At 64.4% G+C, this 15,919-nt stretch carries 14 protein-coding genes; 5 read left to right on the forward strand and 9 right to left on the reverse strand.

Going from position 1 to position 15,919, the window contains the following annotated elements:
- Nucleotides 1-279 precede the first annotated feature (279 nt).
- A complete protein-coding gene (locus NNX34_RS14965; RefSeq protein ID WP_255767320.1) occupies nucleotides 280-1,623 on the forward strand; it encodes an APC family permease in 1,344 nt (447 codons plus the stop codon).
- Here NNX34_RS14965 and NNX34_RS14970 read toward each other — a convergent pair.
- The gene (locus NNX34_RS14970) at nucleotides 1,613-2,899 is read right to left on the reverse strand and encodes a DUF3500 domain-containing protein (protein ID WP_255767321.1); all 1,287 of its coding nucleotides are present in this window, start codon (nucleotides 2,897-2,899) and stop codon (nucleotides 1,613-1,615) included. The two genes, NNX34_RS14965 and NNX34_RS14970, sit on opposite strands and share 11 nt — an antisense overlap.
- Nucleotides 2,900-3,214: 315 nt before the next feature.
- Between NNX34_RS14970 and NNX34_RS14975 the strand changes: the two genes are divergently transcribed.
- Entirely contained in the window at nucleotides 3,215-4,315 is a 1,101-nt protein-coding gene (locus NNX34_RS14975) for an acyl-CoA desaturase (RefSeq protein ID WP_255767322.1), read from the forward strand.
- A gap of 46 nt (nucleotides 4,316-4,361) precedes the next feature.
- Nucleotides 4,362-4,925, forward strand: coding sequence for a GrpB family protein (locus tag NNX34_RS14980; protein ID WP_255767323.1), 564 nt, complete (start codon nucleotides 4,362-4,364; stop codon nucleotides 4,923-4,925).
- Nucleotides 4,926-5,047: 122 nt separating this feature from the next.
- Here the strand turns inward: NNX34_RS14980 and NNX34_RS14985 are convergent, their stop codons facing one another.
- The gene (locus NNX34_RS14985; protein ID WP_255767324.1) at nucleotides 5,048-5,854 is read right to left on the reverse strand and encodes a hypothetical protein; all 807 of its coding nucleotides are present in this window, start codon (nucleotides 5,852-5,854) and stop codon (nucleotides 5,048-5,050) included.
- Between the two features lie 190 nt (nucleotides 5,855-6,044).
- Here NNX34_RS14985 and NNX34_RS14990 point away from each other — a divergent pair, with 190 nt between their 5' ends.
- A complete protein-coding gene (locus NNX34_RS14990) occupies nucleotides 6,045-6,179 on the forward strand; it encodes a hypothetical protein (RefSeq protein WP_255767325.1) in 135 nt (44 codons plus the stop codon).
- Nucleotides 6,180-6,247: 68 nt separating this feature from the next.
- On the opposite strand, the gene NNX34_RS14995 is transcribed toward NNX34_RS14990, so the two are convergent.
- The 4 genes from NNX34_RS14995 to NNX34_RS15010 all read right to left on the reverse strand — a co-directional run bounded on the left by NNX34_RS14995 (nucleotide 6,248) and on the right by NNX34_RS15010 (nucleotide 10,078).
- Nucleotides 6,248-6,832, reverse strand: coding sequence for a DUF3060 domain-containing protein (locus NNX34_RS14995; RefSeq protein WP_255767326.1), 585 nt, complete (start codon nucleotides 6,830-6,832; stop codon nucleotides 6,248-6,250).
- Nucleotides 6,833-6,995: 163 nt separating this feature from the next.
- On the reverse strand, nucleotides 6,996-7,823 hold the full coding sequence (locus NNX34_RS15000) for an SDR family oxidoreductase (protein ID WP_255767327.1): 828 nt from the start codon (nucleotides 7,821-7,823) through the stop codon (nucleotides 6,996-6,998).
- A 1-nt stretch (nucleotide 7,824) separates the two neighbouring features.
- Entirely contained in the window at nucleotides 7,825-9,204 is a 1,380-nt protein-coding gene (locus NNX34_RS15005) for an NAD(P)/FAD-dependent oxidoreductase (RefSeq protein ID WP_255767328.1), read from the reverse strand.
- 112 nt (nucleotides 9,205-9,316) lie between these two features.
- Nucleotides 9,317-10,078 (reverse strand): hypothetical protein, encoded by a 762-nt coding sequence (locus NNX34_RS15010; RefSeq protein WP_255767329.1) that lies wholly within the window; start codon nucleotides 10,076-10,078, stop codon nucleotides 9,317-9,319.
- A gap of 243 nt (nucleotides 10,079-10,321) precedes the next feature.
- Here NNX34_RS15010 and NNX34_RS15015 point away from each other — a divergent pair, with 243 nt between their 5' ends.
- The gene (locus NNX34_RS15015; RefSeq protein WP_255767330.1) at nucleotides 10,322-11,158 is read left to right on the forward strand and encodes a PhzF family phenazine biosynthesis protein; all 837 of its coding nucleotides are present in this window, start codon (nucleotides 10,322-10,324) and stop codon (nucleotides 11,156-11,158) included.
- 28 nt (nucleotides 11,159-11,186) lie between these two features.
- On the opposite strand, the gene NNX34_RS15020 is transcribed toward NNX34_RS15015, so the two are convergent.
- The 3 genes from NNX34_RS15020 to NNX34_RS15030 form a co-directional block, all read right to left on the reverse strand.
- Nucleotides 11,187-12,881, reverse strand: coding sequence for a cyclic nucleotide-binding domain-containing thioredoxin-disulfide reductase (locus tag NNX34_RS15020; RefSeq protein ID WP_255767331.1), 1,695 nt, complete (start codon nucleotides 12,879-12,881; stop codon nucleotides 11,187-11,189).
- A gap of 121 nt (nucleotides 12,882-13,002) precedes the next feature.
- The gene (locus NNX34_RS15025; protein WP_255767332.1) at nucleotides 13,003-14,496 is read right to left on the reverse strand and encodes an amino acid permease; all 1,494 of its coding nucleotides are present in this window, start codon (nucleotides 14,494-14,496) and stop codon (nucleotides 13,003-13,005) included.
- Between the two features lie 315 nt (nucleotides 14,497-14,811).
- Entirely contained in the window at nucleotides 14,812-15,867 is a 1,056-nt protein-coding gene (locus NNX34_RS15030; RefSeq protein ID WP_255767436.1) for a DNA polymerase IV, read from the reverse strand.
- Between the last annotated feature and the right edge of the window lie 52 nt (nucleotides 15,868-15,919).

Genomic DNA, 15,919 nt, shown 5'->3' on the forward strand with positions numbered 1-15,919 from the left:
GAAACCGCTCCGGATTCGGATATGTAGTCGACGCATTGCCCGGATTGAAGCCCGAAGTTCAGGGTATTCAACAGGACGATCAGCCCGCAGATCAAGGCCCAGGACTTCTTGGATCGCGGCGCCTCGTCGTCTCTCATGAGCGAAGCTTATGGCGCTGGGTGAGTGACGATAGGCCCGCGGACAGGTAAATAGTGTTCGCCTACCTGCCTCAACGCTTTTGGTCCACTGGATTTCGCCAAAGTAGTTGCGCAGGGACGGCAAACGGAATCCAATAGCCCAATGATGAAAGATCCCGGCACGACCGCATCAAAAGCACCAACCGGGCTGAAGCGGGCAATTGGTACGCCGCTGCTGTTCGCGTTTATCGTGGGCGACACCCTCGGTGCCGGCATCTACACCCTCGTGGGTACCATGGCGGCCGATGTCGGTGGCGCGATCTGGATACCCTTGCTGATCGCACTGGTCGTCGCGCTACTCACTGCCGCGACCTACGCGGAGCTGATCACCAAGTACCCGCACGCTGGAGGAGCCGCGCGCTACGCCGACCGGGCTTTTGGCATCCCCTACGTGTCATTCCTCGTCGGCTTCCTGATGATGGCCTCGGGAATCACCACAGCCGCTGCCCTCGCGAACGCCTTCGCGGGCGATTACCTCACCGCGCTCATCGACGTGCCAGCTGCCCCCGCGGCGATCGTATTTATTATCTTGCTGACGTTGATCAACCTTCGCGGCGTCAAGGAGTCCCTCGGCGCGAACCTCGTAGCTTCCGTCATCGAGGTAACCGGCCTCGTCATCGTCATCATCGTCGCCGCCATCGTCCTCGCCTCCGGCAACGGGGACCCCTCCCGGCTCCTGGAGTTCGCACCGGACGTACCGCCGTTCCAGGGCGCCTTCGCCGCATCGATCGTCGCGTTTTTCTCTTTCCTGGGTTTCGAGGCCGCAGCAAACATGGCCGAGGAAGTACGTAACCCATCCAGGGCATACCCTCGCGCATTGTTCGGTGCGATCTGCACCGCCGGGGTCGTCTACCTCCTCATCGCTCTCGGTGCGGTCATTGTTATGCCCCCGGCCGAACTGGCCGACTCCACTGGTCCCCTGCTCGACGTCGTCGCCGCCAGCGGCGTCGGAATCCCGCCCGGACTGTTCAGCATTATTGCCCTGATCGCCATTGCCAACGGAGCACTGCTGTTTATGGTTATGGCCAGCCGCGTCGGCTACGGATTGGCCGAAGCAGAACTGCTCCCTCGTGCCTTCAGCCGCGTGCTGCCGGGCCGCCGCACCCCGTGGGTCTCCATTGTTGTGGTGGCCGGACTAACGATTGTCCTGACCCTCACCGGAAATGTCGCCTCGTTGGCCGAAACCACCGTGCTGCTGCTGCTCCTGGTGTTCCTGTCCGCGAACGTCAGCGTCCTCGTCCTCAAAAAGGACAAAGTGGACCATGACCACTTCAGTGCCCCCCGTTTCATGCCGGTCCTCGCGATCATTGCGAGCATTGCGCTCCTCACCCAACAAAGCGGGGCCATCTGGCTCAGCGCTGCCGTCTACGTTGCGATCGGATCCTTGTTGTTCCTCGCGGCCCGGGCCGGACGCAAACACGAGGAGCGCGTGAACGCTAGTAGCTAACTCGCGGCGAGCCGCCGTTGGGCGGGGTGCCGCCCCCGGGTGGTCCGCCGACGGGACCGTTGCCGCCGCCCATAGCCGCTAGCTGCGCCACACTGTTGGCATAGTCGTTCGTGGGGTCGCGGTAAATGGTGTGGACGTGTCCCCATCCGGAGGTGGACACTCCGTCGACATCCGCGCCTGCCGAGCCCTGCTGCGCCTGGAAGGCGACATAAACGTTCGGCCCCGAGATGGAGAACGAGATACCGTCCCCAGTGCTCATGTCGTACGTGGTCTCCCCGGACCACGCGATGACGGTGTCATCAAGGGTGGCCTCGATCTTCGCCCGGGAGTCGGCAGCGGTCTGCTCGTCAGCCATGCCGGACCAGTTCGCGATGAGATCGAGGAGCAACTGCTTCTGCGCGTCGGTCAGATCGGCGCCGGTGAGGCCGGCTCCGGCGTCGAAATCACAGGTAGCGCCAGGCGCACACATGCTGACGTCGCCCGACGTGAGCGCAGCCTGCTGTTCCTCCGTCAAGCTGTCAAAGAATGCGAACGCGTCGGTGTAGATGCCGTCGAACGGCCGCACTTCGTTGCCGTCGGCGTCGGTGTAAACGGCAGGCTGCACACCGAGGTGGGTGGGAGCGAACGTGATCGCGTCACCCGCGCCGTCGAGGGTCGCATTGATACCGAGGTGGTGGCCGCCGAACTGCACTTCGAAGGTGCCGGTGTCAGACGGCTCGCCGAAGAAGGCGATGTAGTACTGGCCGAGGGACTGCTCGGTGCTGCTGCTGTTCTGCTGCAGGTACTCGTCGCCACCCATAATGCCGGACACCGTGTCGTACGCTTCGTCGCTAAGCAGCGCCTGCAGCACCGCCAATGCTGCGGTCTCCTGCTCATCGCTCAGGTCGGCCAGATTCAGGCCGGCACGCTGGACGAACGTCACGGGAAAGTTTGACCAGGACGTTGTCTTCGTCGCGTCGCCGTAGTCATACAGGACTGTCTCGCGTTGCTCATCGCTCAGCGTCGCCAGGAATGCCTCAGCGGCAGCTGCCGTCGAGGAAATCGTCTCTTCGGTTGTCGTCGGCGACGTCGTTTCCGTGCCTGTTTCCGCGGCCGTGCTGCTGCTCGAATCACTCGCAGCAGAGGGGGATGCCGTGCCGGAGGTGGAAGCGACGTCGGCCGCGCAGCCGGTGAGGGCGAGGCCGCCTGCCAGGAGGAGTGAGACGACCCGCAGGGCGCGCCGTCGTACCAACGACGACGCCGTGGGCAGGGTATCGGTGGTTCCGGAAGATCTCATAGTCAACACGGTAGAAAAAGCCGCTTGCCGTTCGCCTCCTGGTTGCTGAGAGCCTCCTGAAAGCGGGTGTCGAGTATCCGGAGACGGATCGGCTTATGCACCAACACGGCTCAGCGTTCCGCCACGGAAATGAAACGAAAAAGACGTCTTGCATATACGATAAGCACACTTAGGATCGACCGGCCCCCAGCCGGAAATGCACACAGCACCAGATCTGCACCCCAGGCGAAGGCCGAGGAGCGAATCGGGTGCTGTTCGCTAATATGACATGGACTTTGTCCGCCGATATGAAAGTGAATTATGGACGACGCCGTTATGACGGGTACCAGTGTGGATGCGAGTGGAGAAGGCAAACGCCGGCCGGCTGGCCCGGCCCGCCAGCGGCACACCAGCGACTTCACGGCGTTGACCCGACAGATCCAGGAAGCCGGCTATATGCGCCGGAACTACGGCTACTACTGGGCCAAGCTGATTGGGGTAACCCTGATTGGCCTGGTGCTGGCCCTGGCTTTCATCCTGCTGGGGGACACCTGGTGGCAGATGGTGACCGCGGTGGTGCTGGCGTTGCTGATGACGCAGATCGCGTTCCTGGGGCACGACGCCGCGCACCGGCAGATCTTCGTGTCGCCGAAGTGGAATGAGTGGGTCTCGCTGATCGTGGTTAATCTCTTCGCCGGCATGGGCCTTGGCTGGTGGAATGCAAAACACAGCAAGCATCATGCTGCACCGAACAAGGTCGGCACGGATCCGGACATCGCTCCCGGCGTCCTGGCCTTCACCCCCGAGGCAGCCGACGCGCGCAAGAACCGCTTCACACGCTGGCTCGCCACCAAACAGGGTTACTTTTTCTTCCCGCTGCTCCTGCTCGAGGGCGTCAACCTGCATGTGCAGGGCATCAAGCGGGTACTGGGAAAGGGCCGGATCAAGCGGCGGTGGGTGGAGCTCAGCTTCATCACTGTGCGCCTGGTCAGTTACGTGGCGCTGGTTTTCCTCGTGCTTTCACCGGGCAAGGGTGCAGCGTTCATCGGCGTCCAGCTCGCCGTTTTCGGGCTGTACATGGGTATTTCCTTCGCCCCGAACCACATCGGCATGCCGATTGCGCCCCGGGAAGCGGGCATCGATTTCCTGCGCCGCCAGGTATTGATGAGCCGTAACATCACCGGCGGCCGGTGGGTGGATACCTTTATGGGCGGACTGAACTTCCAGGTGGAGCACCACCTGTTTCCCTCCATGTCCCGCCCGAATTTGCGGAAAGTTGCCCCGCTGGTCCGCCAGTACTGTGATCAGCTGGGCGTGCGGTACACCGAAACCGGGTTTGGCCAATCCTTGAAGGACGTCACCGCCTATATCAACAGGGTGGGCCGCGGCGGGGTCGATACGTGGGCATGCCCGCTGGCCAGCACGCACCGCGTGTAAGTGCGGATCGCGGGGTCAGCGGACGCCCTGCAAGAATGCTCTGGTGATGAAAAGCCAAAAACCGCGACGACCGGACGTGACGACGCTGGAGCTGATCGGGGGGCCGGAGAGACTCGAACTTCACCTCCACAGCTACGACGACCGGTGGCCGGCAATTTATCTCACTCACCGTCACCGCATTGAGGCTGCCCTCGGGACAGCGCACGCCGGGATCGAGCACATCGGTTCGACGGCGGTTCCAGGACTGGCAGCAAAGCCGATCATCGACATCGTGGTTGCGGTAGAGGACATCACCGCAGAAGAGGACTACCTCGATCCGCTTATCGCCGCCGGATACGAACTGCGGGTGCGCGAACCGGGACATCGCCTCGTACGCACACCGGCCCGTGACGTGCACGTGCACCTGTACGGGCGGGACGATCCTGCCGTGGACGAATACCTCATCCTGCGCGACCACCTGCGGGCAAATGCGGATGACCGCGCCCTCTATGAGAGCACCAAGAGAGCGCTGCTCAGCAGGCAGTGGGAGGACATGAACGACTACGCCGACGCCAAGACCGACGTCATCCTGGCGATCAAGGCACGGGCAAGAGCCGCTCGCGGACGCTAACGGGGGAGTGTAGCCAGCCCCGTGGCGTCCGCGACGAACGGTGCCGCGGTGCGGGTGGACGGGGGTGTGCTGACGAGCGTGGTTTAGCTCAGGTACCGCCGGCACCTAACCGCCTTCAACCATTACTTAATGCCGAAGTCGAACCCGCCGCCCTGCTGGTGCCCAAACCGTTCACGCAGGAAGTTTCCGGTGTTGGCCAGGTCCATCGACGTCTGGCGGTGGCGGCTGGAGTGCAGCGTGTCGGCTTGCCGGGCGAGGAGCTGAAGTTGCTCCACCAGTTCCTCGTTGGCGGTCCTCCCGTTCGCCTGGCGGTTGTCCACCACGCTGGGAGGAACGGCCAAGTATCCACGTATGACGGCGGGCAGGTACTCCCGCACGGTGGCGGTCAGCTCGTACTCAAACTGGGGATCACCCATCGGCTGCTGTGCTTCCGCGTCGATAACTGTGTCCAGCGTCTGGCAGGTTTCCAGAATGCTGACATACGCGTCTGCGGGAAGCCGGTTCTTGTTCTGCTTGGCGTGCGCGGCAACCCATGCCAAAGACTGCGACAGGTCCTGTGCAGACGGAGCGGTTGGTGCCCCTGCCGGAGAGGGGGTGGGGGCAGACGGCCACGGTGCATTCGGCTGGCCGGTGACGTTACGCCCGGGGCTCTTAACCCTCCGACTCAACCAAAGATCGCGAAGCATGTAGAACCGCAGGGACGATACACCTATGGAGCCGAGACCTACAAAGGACGCCGCGGTGTAGAAGGGGCTTTCCGCGGGGACGGAGAAGGCGCCCACAAAGAGGACGACGTAAAGGGCGCCCTCGAGAATCACCTTCAAGTTCTTTTTGAGTATGCCGAGCATGAGCACAATCAGAGGCATAAAAATAAAGAAAAGGACGGCAAATATGACCTTGAGGACGTTCCCCACGGTGAGACGCGACATGTAGTACTCCTTGGAATCAAGCTGAATTGCAGTCTATCCGCCGATATCCACAACTCAGGCCACAAGGATTCAGGAACGTCTTTAAGGGCAGGTGAAAAATCGTTGCTCGCGTCTGAAACGGCGGAATTCGACCGAAGGACCAGCGGCCTGTATCGAGTCGAATTGCGCCCAATCGGTCAGGAACGGAAGGATGGAAAAGGCCATCAATGATCAGGCCGCGAAAGGCTACCGGCTTCACACCATCACCACCGCGAGCAGCGGGAGCAAGGGATTCGGCGGCGGCGACCGCATCCAGGCGACGATGGTGTTCGAGAGCCTGGGGTAGGCGCCCAGAGTGCTAAAGGTTCAGCCCGCGGCTCACCTCGCCGCCGTCTCGTCCGCCCATGCTCGTGTTCATCGGGCCGAGACGGAGTTCGTACCCTCGGTTTCGATCAAGGGGTCCCCGGAGGTGTAGGTAACGGTGTTGTTCTCTCCTTCGACGTCGATGTCACGGGTCACCTCGACGGCGACAGTGTTCGCGGTTCCGTCCACATCGATGTCGGGCACATTGCTGAGGGTGACTTCATTATTGTTGCCCTCAATGTCGAGGTTTTCCGCGTCCTCGCCACTGACGGTGTTGTTATTGCCCCGGATGTCGATGTCTTCACATTGACCAGTGGTCCGGACGGTGGAGCCATTTGTCTCGACGTCGATGTCCCCGCCGCCGGAGCAGGTAATGCTGACGCTGGTGTTCGCTTCCGTAATTTTATGTTCTTGCCCCCGGCTGAGGGTGATCGTCGCACCGGAGCCGCCTGATGCCGTTGATGCGCTTGGGTCTGTCGCGGAGGCCGTGGCGGTGCTTTCCGGTGTTCCGACGCTGGTTGATGATGGGGTTCCGGTTTCCTCGGGTGTCGGCGCCGGATCAGCGGAGCATCCGGTGATGAGTGCCAGGCCGGCGACGGCGGTAAGCACGGGCGCGGAGATGCGGCTTCGGTACATGCGGGTTCTCCTCAGCTAGGCGGGGCTGGGTGTTAGGTCGGCCTGCCCGGAGAGAACCTGCAGCTGCCCGAGCAATCCCTCATTTTGGGCACTTCCGCTTGCCTGTTTTATTGTCCAGCATCTGGGGTGGCATGGCCATGTAACTCGGCAGAACACTGGGGGGTCAGGCAGCCGGCCGCCGGGTGAGACGGTCGGTGATGAGCCGGTTGGCCCAGTTCGGAGTCACCTGGGAGAGCATGACCAGGAAGCGTGCCTGCGGTCCGACGGCGTGATGGACGTTGCGGGGCCACTTCCGATTGCGACGGGACCTGATGCTGCGTTCCACGGCGGCGACAGCAGCTGCGGCAACGTCGGTTTCATTCAGCCGCACGCCGAGCGACTGGATCGCCCCGATACTGACGCCCTTGACCATCCCGGTGTTGACGAACAGCGGCCACAGATCGAGCACGGCAATGCCATGCTCCGCCCATTCCAGTTCCAGTGCCTCGGTCAGGCCGCGGACCGCGAACTTCGTGGCGCCGTAGGTGGCAAGATCGGGCTGCCCGTAAATGGCTGAGGCTGATCCCAGGTTGAGCAGCACCGGCCTGTCAGCATTTTTCAGGTACGGGAACGCGGTATGCGCACCGTTGATGGTGCCGAGAACGTTGACGTCCACGAGCGCGCGGTGCCGTTCAAGATCGGTATCAACAAACGGTCCGGCGGCCAGCAGCCCGGCGTTGTTGACCAGAAGGTCCAAGCGGTCCTCGCAAACGGAGGCCAGGGCTTCGCGCCACTGATGGGCGTCCCGGACATCGAGGGCTCCCGTGACGACCGTCGTGCCGTGCGCGGCAGCAATGTCCTTGAGTTCGGCGAGGCCCTCACTTTCGATGTCGAACGCGCCGACTTTCCAACCATTGCGCAACAGCCGGGCCGCGGTGGCATGTCCGATGCCGCGGGCGGCGCCGGTGACGACGGCGATGCGGCGTGAGTGCTGCTCAGTGTTCCCGGCCATGTCAGGCCCCCACACGGTCGGTTGCGGCCTGCGCAGCGGTTCCGCGCCGCGCTCCGGCATCGCGCTCGCTGCGCAGGGCACGCATGTAATCGACGAAATCCACCTGGATGGTGTGCCGCTTGCTGGCGACGTACCTTTTGGTGATCGCCTTGCGGTGGCGGTCGATCTCGGCGTCCATCGCGGCCCGCTCGGGCAGGGCGTAGCGGCCCTGGAGATGGTCGGCGGCGAGCTCGGACTGCCGCTCGGCGATCGGCATGACCGCGCCGAGCGGCTGGACCAGTCCGATGAAGTACAACCCCGGCACCGTCGGGTGGAACATCCGCTGGTAGAGCCGGATCTCGTTATCCCCGGAGGGGTCGAGGAAGCCGGCGTCAAAGAACGGGAACGAGATCTTGTAGCCGGTGCAGTAGATCACCAGGTCGGCCGCGACGCGGGTGCCGTCGGTGAAGACGACGCTGTCGCCGTCGAAGCGCTGGATGTTGGGCTTCGGGACCACGTCGCCGTGGGCCAGCCGGTCGAGTATCCGGCTGGAGACGGTCGGGTGGGCCTGGGCGAACTTGTGGTCGGGTTCCTGAAGGCCGTAACGCGACATCGGGCCGGTGGCGGCGCGCATGACCACGCGGGCGACGGCCCAGCGGACCCGGGACGGGATCTTCTCGTGCGCTCCGATCTCGTCGAAGGGCTTGCCGAAGACGTACTTGGGAATGATGTGCACGCCCCGTCGGTGGGAGAGGTAGGTCTCGGCCGCGTGGTAGCTGGCATCGGTACAGATATCCATGGCCGAGTTGCCCATGCCGAGCACCACGATCCGCTTGCCGGTGAGCTGTTGCTCGTCCGTGTAGTCGTGGGAGTGCATCTGCTCGCCGGTGAAGCCTTCGGCGCCGGGGAAGGCCGGCTCCGGCATGCGGGGGTCCCAGTGGTGGCCGTTGGCCACTATGACCGAGCCGTAGCGCCGGGTCTCGGCGGTGCTCAGCCGAACCTCGAAGCCGCCGCCGGGCAGGGGACGCACGTGCTCCACACCGGTGTTGAAGGTGATCTTGTCCCGGAACCCAAAGTGGTCGACGTAGGCGTCGAAGTACGCCGCGACCTGGTCGTGGCGTGCGAAATTGGGCAGGTTCGCGGGCATGGGAAAGTCGCTGAATTCCATCCGGCTGCGCGAGGTGTTGATGTGCAGGGACTTGTAGGCCGCGGACACCCCGTTGCTGTTGCCCCATACCCAGTTGCCGCCGACCCGGTCCGAGAGTTCAAAGCAATCGAAGGCAAGTCCCCGTTCATGGAGGACTTTGGCCGCCGTGATTCCGGAGCAGCCCGCGCCGATGACGCATACGCGGTCGCTGCTGCCGAGCTCGTGGGTGGGCGGGGTGCTGTGGACTGTCGTCATTGGCGCTCCAAGCAGGTGGATGTGTGACGGGCGATCATGTGATCTACGTCACTGTAAGCTCACCTGGCCGCGCCCGGCGTTAGCAACACCCCGGCAGGCGGCGTCGTGCTGGCTACTTAATCCCGAAGTCGTAGCCGCCCTGACGGTGCCCGAACCGCTCCCGAAGGAAGTTGCCCGTATTGGTCAGCTCCGCGGAGGTGCGGCGGTGACGGCTGGCGTGCAGCGTCTCGGCCTGTCCGGCAAGGAGCTGCAACTGCTCGGCCAGTTCCTCGTTGGGGGTCCTTCCGCTCGCCTGTTTGGTCTCCAGCATCTTCGGCGGGATGGCCACGTAATTCTGGAGGACACTCGGCAGGTAGTCGCGCACCGTGGCGGACAGTTCGTACTCAAATTGGGGATCGCCCAGCGGCTGGCGAGTTTCGGCGTCGATCACCGCGTCCAGCGTCTGGCAGGTTTCCAGAATGCTGGCGTACGCCTCGGACGGAAGACGGCTCCTGTTTCGTTTCGCGAGGGCGGCAGACCAGGCCAAAGCGGAGGACAAGTCCTCCGGCGGCGTGGTCCCTGCCCCTGGCTGGGACTGGGTCATAACCTGCGGTCCCCGGGTCCTGGGGTGCAGCCACAGGTCCCGGAGCATGTAGGACCGCATGCCCGCTACGGCTATGAGCCCGAGAACCACGAAGAACGAGAGGATGAACTGCGCTGCGGTCCCGGGCAGGGCGACGGCCGCCAGGACGAGCGCAACGTACAGGCCACCCTCGAGGATCACTTTCCAGTTACTCCTGCGCACCCCGATCATCAGCACCAGAAGAGGCATAAAAGGGAAGAAAAGAAGAGCGACGGTGACTTTGAAGATGTTCCCCGCAGTAAGGCGAGACATCATGATCCTCTCGTGAATGGATAGTGGCGGAGCCGCAAGCCACCTACGGCCAGATTACAACTACACCCCGGTCATCGGCTGTGGACTCCGGTCCCGGTTTAGGCTGCCGCCAAAAGCAGATGTTCTACCCCTATATAACCGTCCCGGCAGACCTTGAATTCCCGGAGGTTTGAACACCACCAGGGTGGATTGGCGCGGGCCTCAGCGCCAGGCCCGCCGGAGGCACCTTGTTACAGTGGCGCCATGAAAGTCCGTCCCTACAGCGAAGTCGATGTGTTCTCCTCTGAGCCGTATCGGGGCAACGCGTTGGCGGTTGTTCATGACGCCGACGGGCTGAGTACCGAAGAGATGCAGCGGTTCGCCACCTGGACAAACCTCTCGGAGACGACGTTCCTCCTGCCACCGAGCAGCCCGGAGGCCGACTACCGGGTGAGGATCTTCACCGCCATGGCAGAACTGCCTTTCGCCGGTCATCCAACGCTTGGATCCGCCAAGGCCTGGCTGGACGCCGGGGGATCGCCACGGCTCGACGGGACTCTCATCCAGGAATGTGCGGCAGGGCTGATCCCGATCCGTGTAGCGGAGGATCAACTGGCCTTCGAGGCGCCGCCCCTGAGCCGCTACGAACCCGTGGACGAGCCGCTGGCCCAACGGATAGCGGCAATTCTGGGAATCCCGCGGGAGAACATCCGTGATGCGTCGTGGCTGGTTAATGGTCCTCGATGGATTGGCGTCCGGCTTTCCTCCGCCCAGGAAGTCTTGAGCCTGCAGCCCGACCCGGCCAAGGCCGGCGACTTGGAAATCGGTGTGGTGGGACCGCACGAACCTACGGAGGAAACCCAGTTCGAGGTGCGTGCCTTCGTCGGAGGCGACCCCGTCTGGGAAGACCCCGTCACCGGCAGCCTGAACGCGGGTCTGGCACGCTGGCTGATCGACACCGGGCTGGCCGCCCCGCCCTTCACGGCATCGCAGGGAACAGTTCTCGGACGCCGGGGCCGGGTGCACATCAGTCTCCGCGACGGGAAAATCTGGGTCGGCGGACGGGTCACGGGCTGCATCGAGGGGACTGTCCGGCTGTAGCGTGCAGCCCGCGAGTTCCGAGACGCGGTCAGCTGCTCCGGTCAGCGGGAGAACGCGGCGGGCGGGCGAGCGGGCTGGCAGGGTCGCTAAGGGCCCGGTGCACGGACGCGACGGCGCTGGACCCTTCGCCGACCGCTGCCGCGACGCGCTTCATCGACCCGTGACGGACATCCCCCGCTGCAAAAACGCGTGGGGTGGAGGTTTCAAAGGGCATCGGTTCGCGGCCCAACGGCTGCCACTGATCCAGGGACTGGATGGCGATGTCGGTTCCGGTGCGGATGAAGCCCGCAGTGTCTCTGTCCAGGGTGGGCAGCCAGGCGCTGGCCGGGTCGGCTCCGATGAAGCAGAACAATCCGCGCGCATCCACCGCACCGGCGGTATCGATCCGGACCGAGTCCAGGGCGGAGCCACCTTCCAAACCGATGATGTTCGACTCGGTATGGATGGAGATCCGGGAATTCTCCCGCAGGCGGTCCACGAGGTAGGAGGACATCCGCGCCCCAACCTCTGTTCCCCGCACCACCAGATGGACCGGACATCCATGGGAGGCGAGATAGAGCGCGGCCTGGCCGGCTGAGTTTGCCCCGCCCACCACAACCACAGGGTGCCCTGCGACTTGGCGCGCCTCGAGGCTGGTAGCGGCGTAGTAGATTCCGTGTCCCTCGAAGTCCTCCCACCCCTGAACTCCGAGACTTCGATAGGAGGCCCCGGACGTAATCAATGCGGTGCGGGTATGGAGGATAGCGCCGTCACCCAGCGTGAGCTGTAGGCCGTCATTCATCGTCTCGAGCGACACCGCATCGCAGGGCGCCCAGATCCTCACCCCGAACTTGATCGCCTGCAGTGTCGCTTGGCGGATGAGGTCTCCGCCGGCCACTCCGAAGGGAAAACCAAGGAAGTTTTCGATTCGGGATGTCGACGCCGCCTGGCCGCCGGGCGCGACGGCGTCGAGCACCACCGTGCTCAGCCCTTCGGAGGCTGCATAGATGGCCGCCGCGAGCCCGGCAGGTCCGCCGCCAACGACCAGCAGGTCCGTCGAGCCCTCCTGATGGGGCTGGTAACTCAACCCGAGGCGCTCGGCGATAGTCCCCGGCGTCGCACGCTTTATCAGCTTGCCCTGGATGAGTGCTGCCGGCAGGTCCTCGGCTGCGATGCCGTGGCCATCGATGGCACCCATGCCGTCCGCCGGGACGACGAAGACGGTATGGATCAAATCCAGGCGTTCAGCGAAGCGGCGAAGAGCCAGCAGTTCACTCGACGCTTCCGTCCCGATGAACTTGAGCGTCATGGCGGCGGGGCCTCGGCGAAGCGCTTCGCGGCGTTCCCACAGGGTATGGAGAACGATCCCGCCGAGGTCGTCGTCTTGGTTCATGACCAGCCGCAGATCCTCGCGGGCCAGGCGTCGGATGCGCCCGGGTTCCTTCACCCGCGCCGACAGGAGCGAGGCCTGTCCGTTGAGCAGCCCGAGTTCACCGCCGAATGAGCGTGGCCCCAGGGTGCTGAGAACGGTTTCGTCGTCCCACCACAACGGGTCGCGAACCATTTCAATGGACCCCGATTCGACGAGGATCATTGGATAGTTCAAATCCCCTGCACGAAAGACATGGTCGCCGGCGTCCACGTCGGCGGGTGCGGCCATGCCGAGGAGCCTTGCCCATTGCGAGTCGGAGAGACGCGGCACGGCACCGGTGCGCTGGGCGGGGTGCTCACTGATATCCGTCATGGTGATCCTTCCGCAGGGATGATGCTCATCCGGAGAAACGCGGAGCCGGGCGATGGATTGAGGATGCAGTGAGATTACCTGATTGGACCCGGAAATGGAGGGGCCGCCGGAACTACGGGCGTTACAACCCGGCGTCGCCGTCGCGGACCGCGGCCAGTTCGAGGACGCGGTCGCGGCAGAGCCGCCAGCCGAGCATCAGCGCGGGGATGATGACCGCCAGGGAGGCGATGGTCCAGGTGCCGACGGGCGAGTCGAAGGCCATCAGGATCAGCACGGCGAGAAGGAACGCGAGCGTGATCCAGCCGCTCACGGGTGCGCCGGGCATCCGGAAGGACGGGCGGGACAGTTGGCCGCGCCGCGCCCGCTTCGTCAGCTCCATCTGGCACAGGACGATCATGGCCCAGGTGCTGATGATGCCCAGGGACGCGACGTTCAGGACGATTTCGAAGGCCTGGGCGGGAACAACGGCGTTGAGGACGACGCCGAGCAGGGCAACGAACGCGGTCAGGGCGATACCGCCGTAGGGGACGCCCGCCTTGTTCATCCGCCCGGCGAACTTCGGGGCGGAGCCGGCAACGGACATGGAGCGCATGATGCGGCCGGTGGAATATAGGCCCGCATTGAGCGAAGACAGTGCGGCAGTCAGGACCACCAGGTTCATGATCGCGTCCACGCCGTCCACCCCGATGGAGCCGAAGAACGTGACGAACGGGCTTTCGCCGGCCTTGTAGGAGCTGTAGGGCAGCAGCAGCGAGAGCAGCACCAGGGTGCCGACGTAGAACACCGCAATGCGCACGATCACCGTGTTGATGGCCTTGGGCATGATCTTTTCCGGGTGCTCGGTCTCGCCCGCAGCCGTGCCGATGAGCTCGATCGAGGCGTAGGCGAACACCACACCCTGCATTACGACGACGGCGGGCAGCAGGCCGTTGGGGAACATGCCGCCGTTGTCCGAGATCAGGCTGAAGCCGACCTGCTGGCCGTCCACGGGGGTGCCGAAGATGACGAAGCAGATGCCCACGATCAGGAAGGAAACCAGGGCCACCACCTTGATCAGCGCGAACCAGAACTCGAGTTCGCCGAACACCTTGACGTTGACCAGGTTCAGGCCCAGCACCAGGATCAGGGCGGCCAGGGCCCAGGTCCACTGCGGTACATCCGCGATGGGCGGCCAGTACTTCCGGAAGAAGTTCATATAGAGCGCGACGGCGGTGATGTCCACGATCGCGGTCATCGCCCAGTTGAGCCAGTACAGCCAGCCGGTGACGAAGGCGGCCTTCTCGCCGAAGAACTCGCGGGCGTAGGAGACGAACGAGCCGGAGGAGGGCCGGTGCATAACCAGCTCGCCGAGGGCCCGCAGAATCATGAAGGCAAAGAAACCGCAGACGGCGTAGCTGATGACCAGCGACGGCCCTGCCGTGGCCAGGCGGCCGCCGGCACCCATAAACAGCCCGGTGCCGATGGCGCCGCCGATGGCGATCATCTGGACCTGGCGGGGCTTGAGCCCCTTGTGATAGCCCTCTTCCTCGTGGTGGAAGGTGGGTTCAGAGGCGTTCGCCGCACGCGCGGAGTCCGGGATCGCCGGCCTCTGCGTGACCGGTGATGGCTGTGTCATGGGGGTCCTTTGCTTGCTCAGCCCCGCGGGGTGCTGCGGGCTGAAGAGTTCGGGGGGCTGCTCGCCGGCGGGCGGCCCGGTCCGGGGTACGGGTTCCCTGCGCCGGATCAGGGCGTGTGCCCCTAGGGCAGGGAAAGGCGGGGGTTCTTCGATGTGTTCTGTCAGGCGCCTGCTCAGCCTCTAAACCGCCGCAGAGTGCGTTGAGGGGCGCTCGCAGGAGCTAACTCATGCTGTCCGATTGTTCGGATCCCTGACAAGTTCACCCGAAGACTATGGCAGTAGTCACACGGGAGCGTCAAAACGGGTGCAGGCCCTTCACCACCCGCCGCGCGTAGGCGTGTGACCCTTCCGGGCGTCGTCGGGCATTGCCATTTCGGCCCGCAGGCCCAACAGCCGGATCGGGCGGCCGGGTTCGATGGCGCCGGCGAGATCCAGGGCTCGGGTGAGGACGTCCTCCCGGTCGAAGGTCTCCGGGATCTTCCGTGCATGCGTCTTGGTGGTGAACGGCGCGTACCGGACCTTGAGGGTCAGCCCGATCACCGGCCGCCCTTCCGCTGCCACATCCTTCAGGACCTGCGCGGTCAGCTCCCGCACGGCGTCGTCCACCTGGGCCGGCTCGGTGAGGTCCTGCTGGAAGGTGGTCTCCCGGCTGTGTCCCCGGGCGACCCATGGGGTGTCGTCCACAACGCTGGTGCCGTCCCCGCGTCCCAGCTCGTTGTACCAGGGGCCCATCTTCGGCCCGAACTCCGGAACCAGCGCCTGCGGATCGGCCGCGGCGAGCTCGGCAACAGTATTGATTCCCAGCTTCGCCAGCCGGCCCGAGATCTTGTTCCCGACGCCCCACAGCTCCTTGGTGGGCCGTTCGCCCATGAAGTCGAGCCAGTTCGCGGTGGTAAGGCGGAAGACGCCGGCGGGCTTGCCGAAATCCGTGGCGTTCTTGGCGCGGATCAGGGTGTCGCCGATGCCCACGCTGCAGTGCAGCTGCGTGCGGTCCAGGACGTCGGCTTGGAGCTGGCGGGCGTAGGTTTCCGGGTCCTCAGTCTCCACACCCACAAAGGCCTCATCCCAGCCCAAAACCTGCACGACGGCGCCGGGCTGGGCGCGCAGCGTGGCCATCACCGTGTCCGAGGCCTCGAGGTAGGCCTCGGCATCGACCGGCAGGATCACGGCGTCGGGCACCTTCCGGGCCGCGATCCGCAGCGGCATGCCGGACCCGACGCCGAACGCCCGGGCCTCGTAGGAAGCCGTGGACACCACGGCACGTTCGGTCGGGTCGCCCCGGCCGCCGACGATGATCGGCTTGCCGGCAAGTTCCGGGCGCCGGAGCACTTCGACGGCGGCGATGAACTGGTCGAGGTCGACGTGCAGCACCCAGGGGATCGCGTTCACGCGACCAGTGTGCCCTAACGGGCGCTGGGACGCA

Origin of the sequence: Arthrobacter sp. zg-Y1116 (assembly GCF_024385485.1) — a bacterium.
Classification (GTDB): domain Bacteria; phylum Actinomycetota; class Actinomycetes; order Actinomycetales; family Micrococcaceae; genus Arthrobacter_B.

Excerpts from the sequence above, each read along its gene's own strand:
- NNX34_RS14965 (WP_255767320.1), top strand. The coding sequence starts at position 280 with ATGATGAAAGATCCCGGCACGACCGCATCAAAAGCACCAACCGGGCTG.
- NNX34_RS15005 (WP_255767328.1), bottom strand. The coding sequence starts at position 9,204 with ATGACGACAGTCCACAGCACCCCGCCCACCCACGAGCTCGGCAGCAGC.
- NNX34_RS15020 (WP_255767331.1), bottom strand. The coding sequence starts at position 12,881 with ATGACGGATATCAGTGAGCACCCCGCCCAGCGCACCGGTGCCGTGCCG.
- NNX34_RS15025 (WP_255767332.1), bottom strand. The coding sequence starts at position 14,496 with ATGACACAGCCATCACCGGTCACGCAGAGGCCGGCGATCCCGGACTCC.
- NNX34_RS14980 (WP_255767323.1), top strand. The coding sequence starts at position 4,362 with ATGAAAAGCCAAAAACCGCGACGACCGGACGTGACGACGCTGGAGCTG.
- NNX34_RS14990 (WP_255767325.1), top strand. The coding sequence starts at position 6,045 with ATGGAAAAGGCCATCAATGATCAGGCCGCGAAAGGCTACCGGCTTCAC.
- NNX34_RS14975 (WP_255767322.1), top strand. The coding sequence starts at position 3,215 with ATGACGGGTACCAGTGTGGATGCGAGTGGAGAAGGCAAACGCCGGCCG.
- NNX34_RS14995 (WP_255767326.1), bottom strand. The coding sequence starts at position 6,832 with ATGTACCGAAGCCGCATCTCCGCGCCCGTGCTTACCGCCGTCGCCGGC.
- NNX34_RS14985 (WP_255767324.1), bottom strand. The coding sequence starts at position 5,854 with ATGTCGCGTCTCACCGTGGGGAACGTCCTCAAGGTCATATTTGCCGTC.
- NNX34_RS15010 (WP_255767329.1), bottom strand. The coding sequence starts at position 10,078 with ATGTCTCGCCTTACTGCGGGGAACATCTTCAAAGTCACCGTCGCTCTT.
- NNX34_RS15015 (WP_255767330.1), top strand. The coding sequence starts at position 10,322 with ATGAAAGTCCGTCCCTACAGCGAAGTCGATGTGTTCTCCTCTGAGCCG.
- NNX34_RS14970 (WP_255767321.1), bottom strand. The coding sequence starts at position 2,899 with ATGAGATCTTCCGGAACCACCGATACCCTGCCCACGGCGTCGTCGTTG.
- NNX34_RS15000 (WP_255767327.1), bottom strand. The coding sequence starts at position 7,823 with ATGGCCGGGAACACTGAGCAGCACTCACGCCGCATCGCCGTCGTCACC.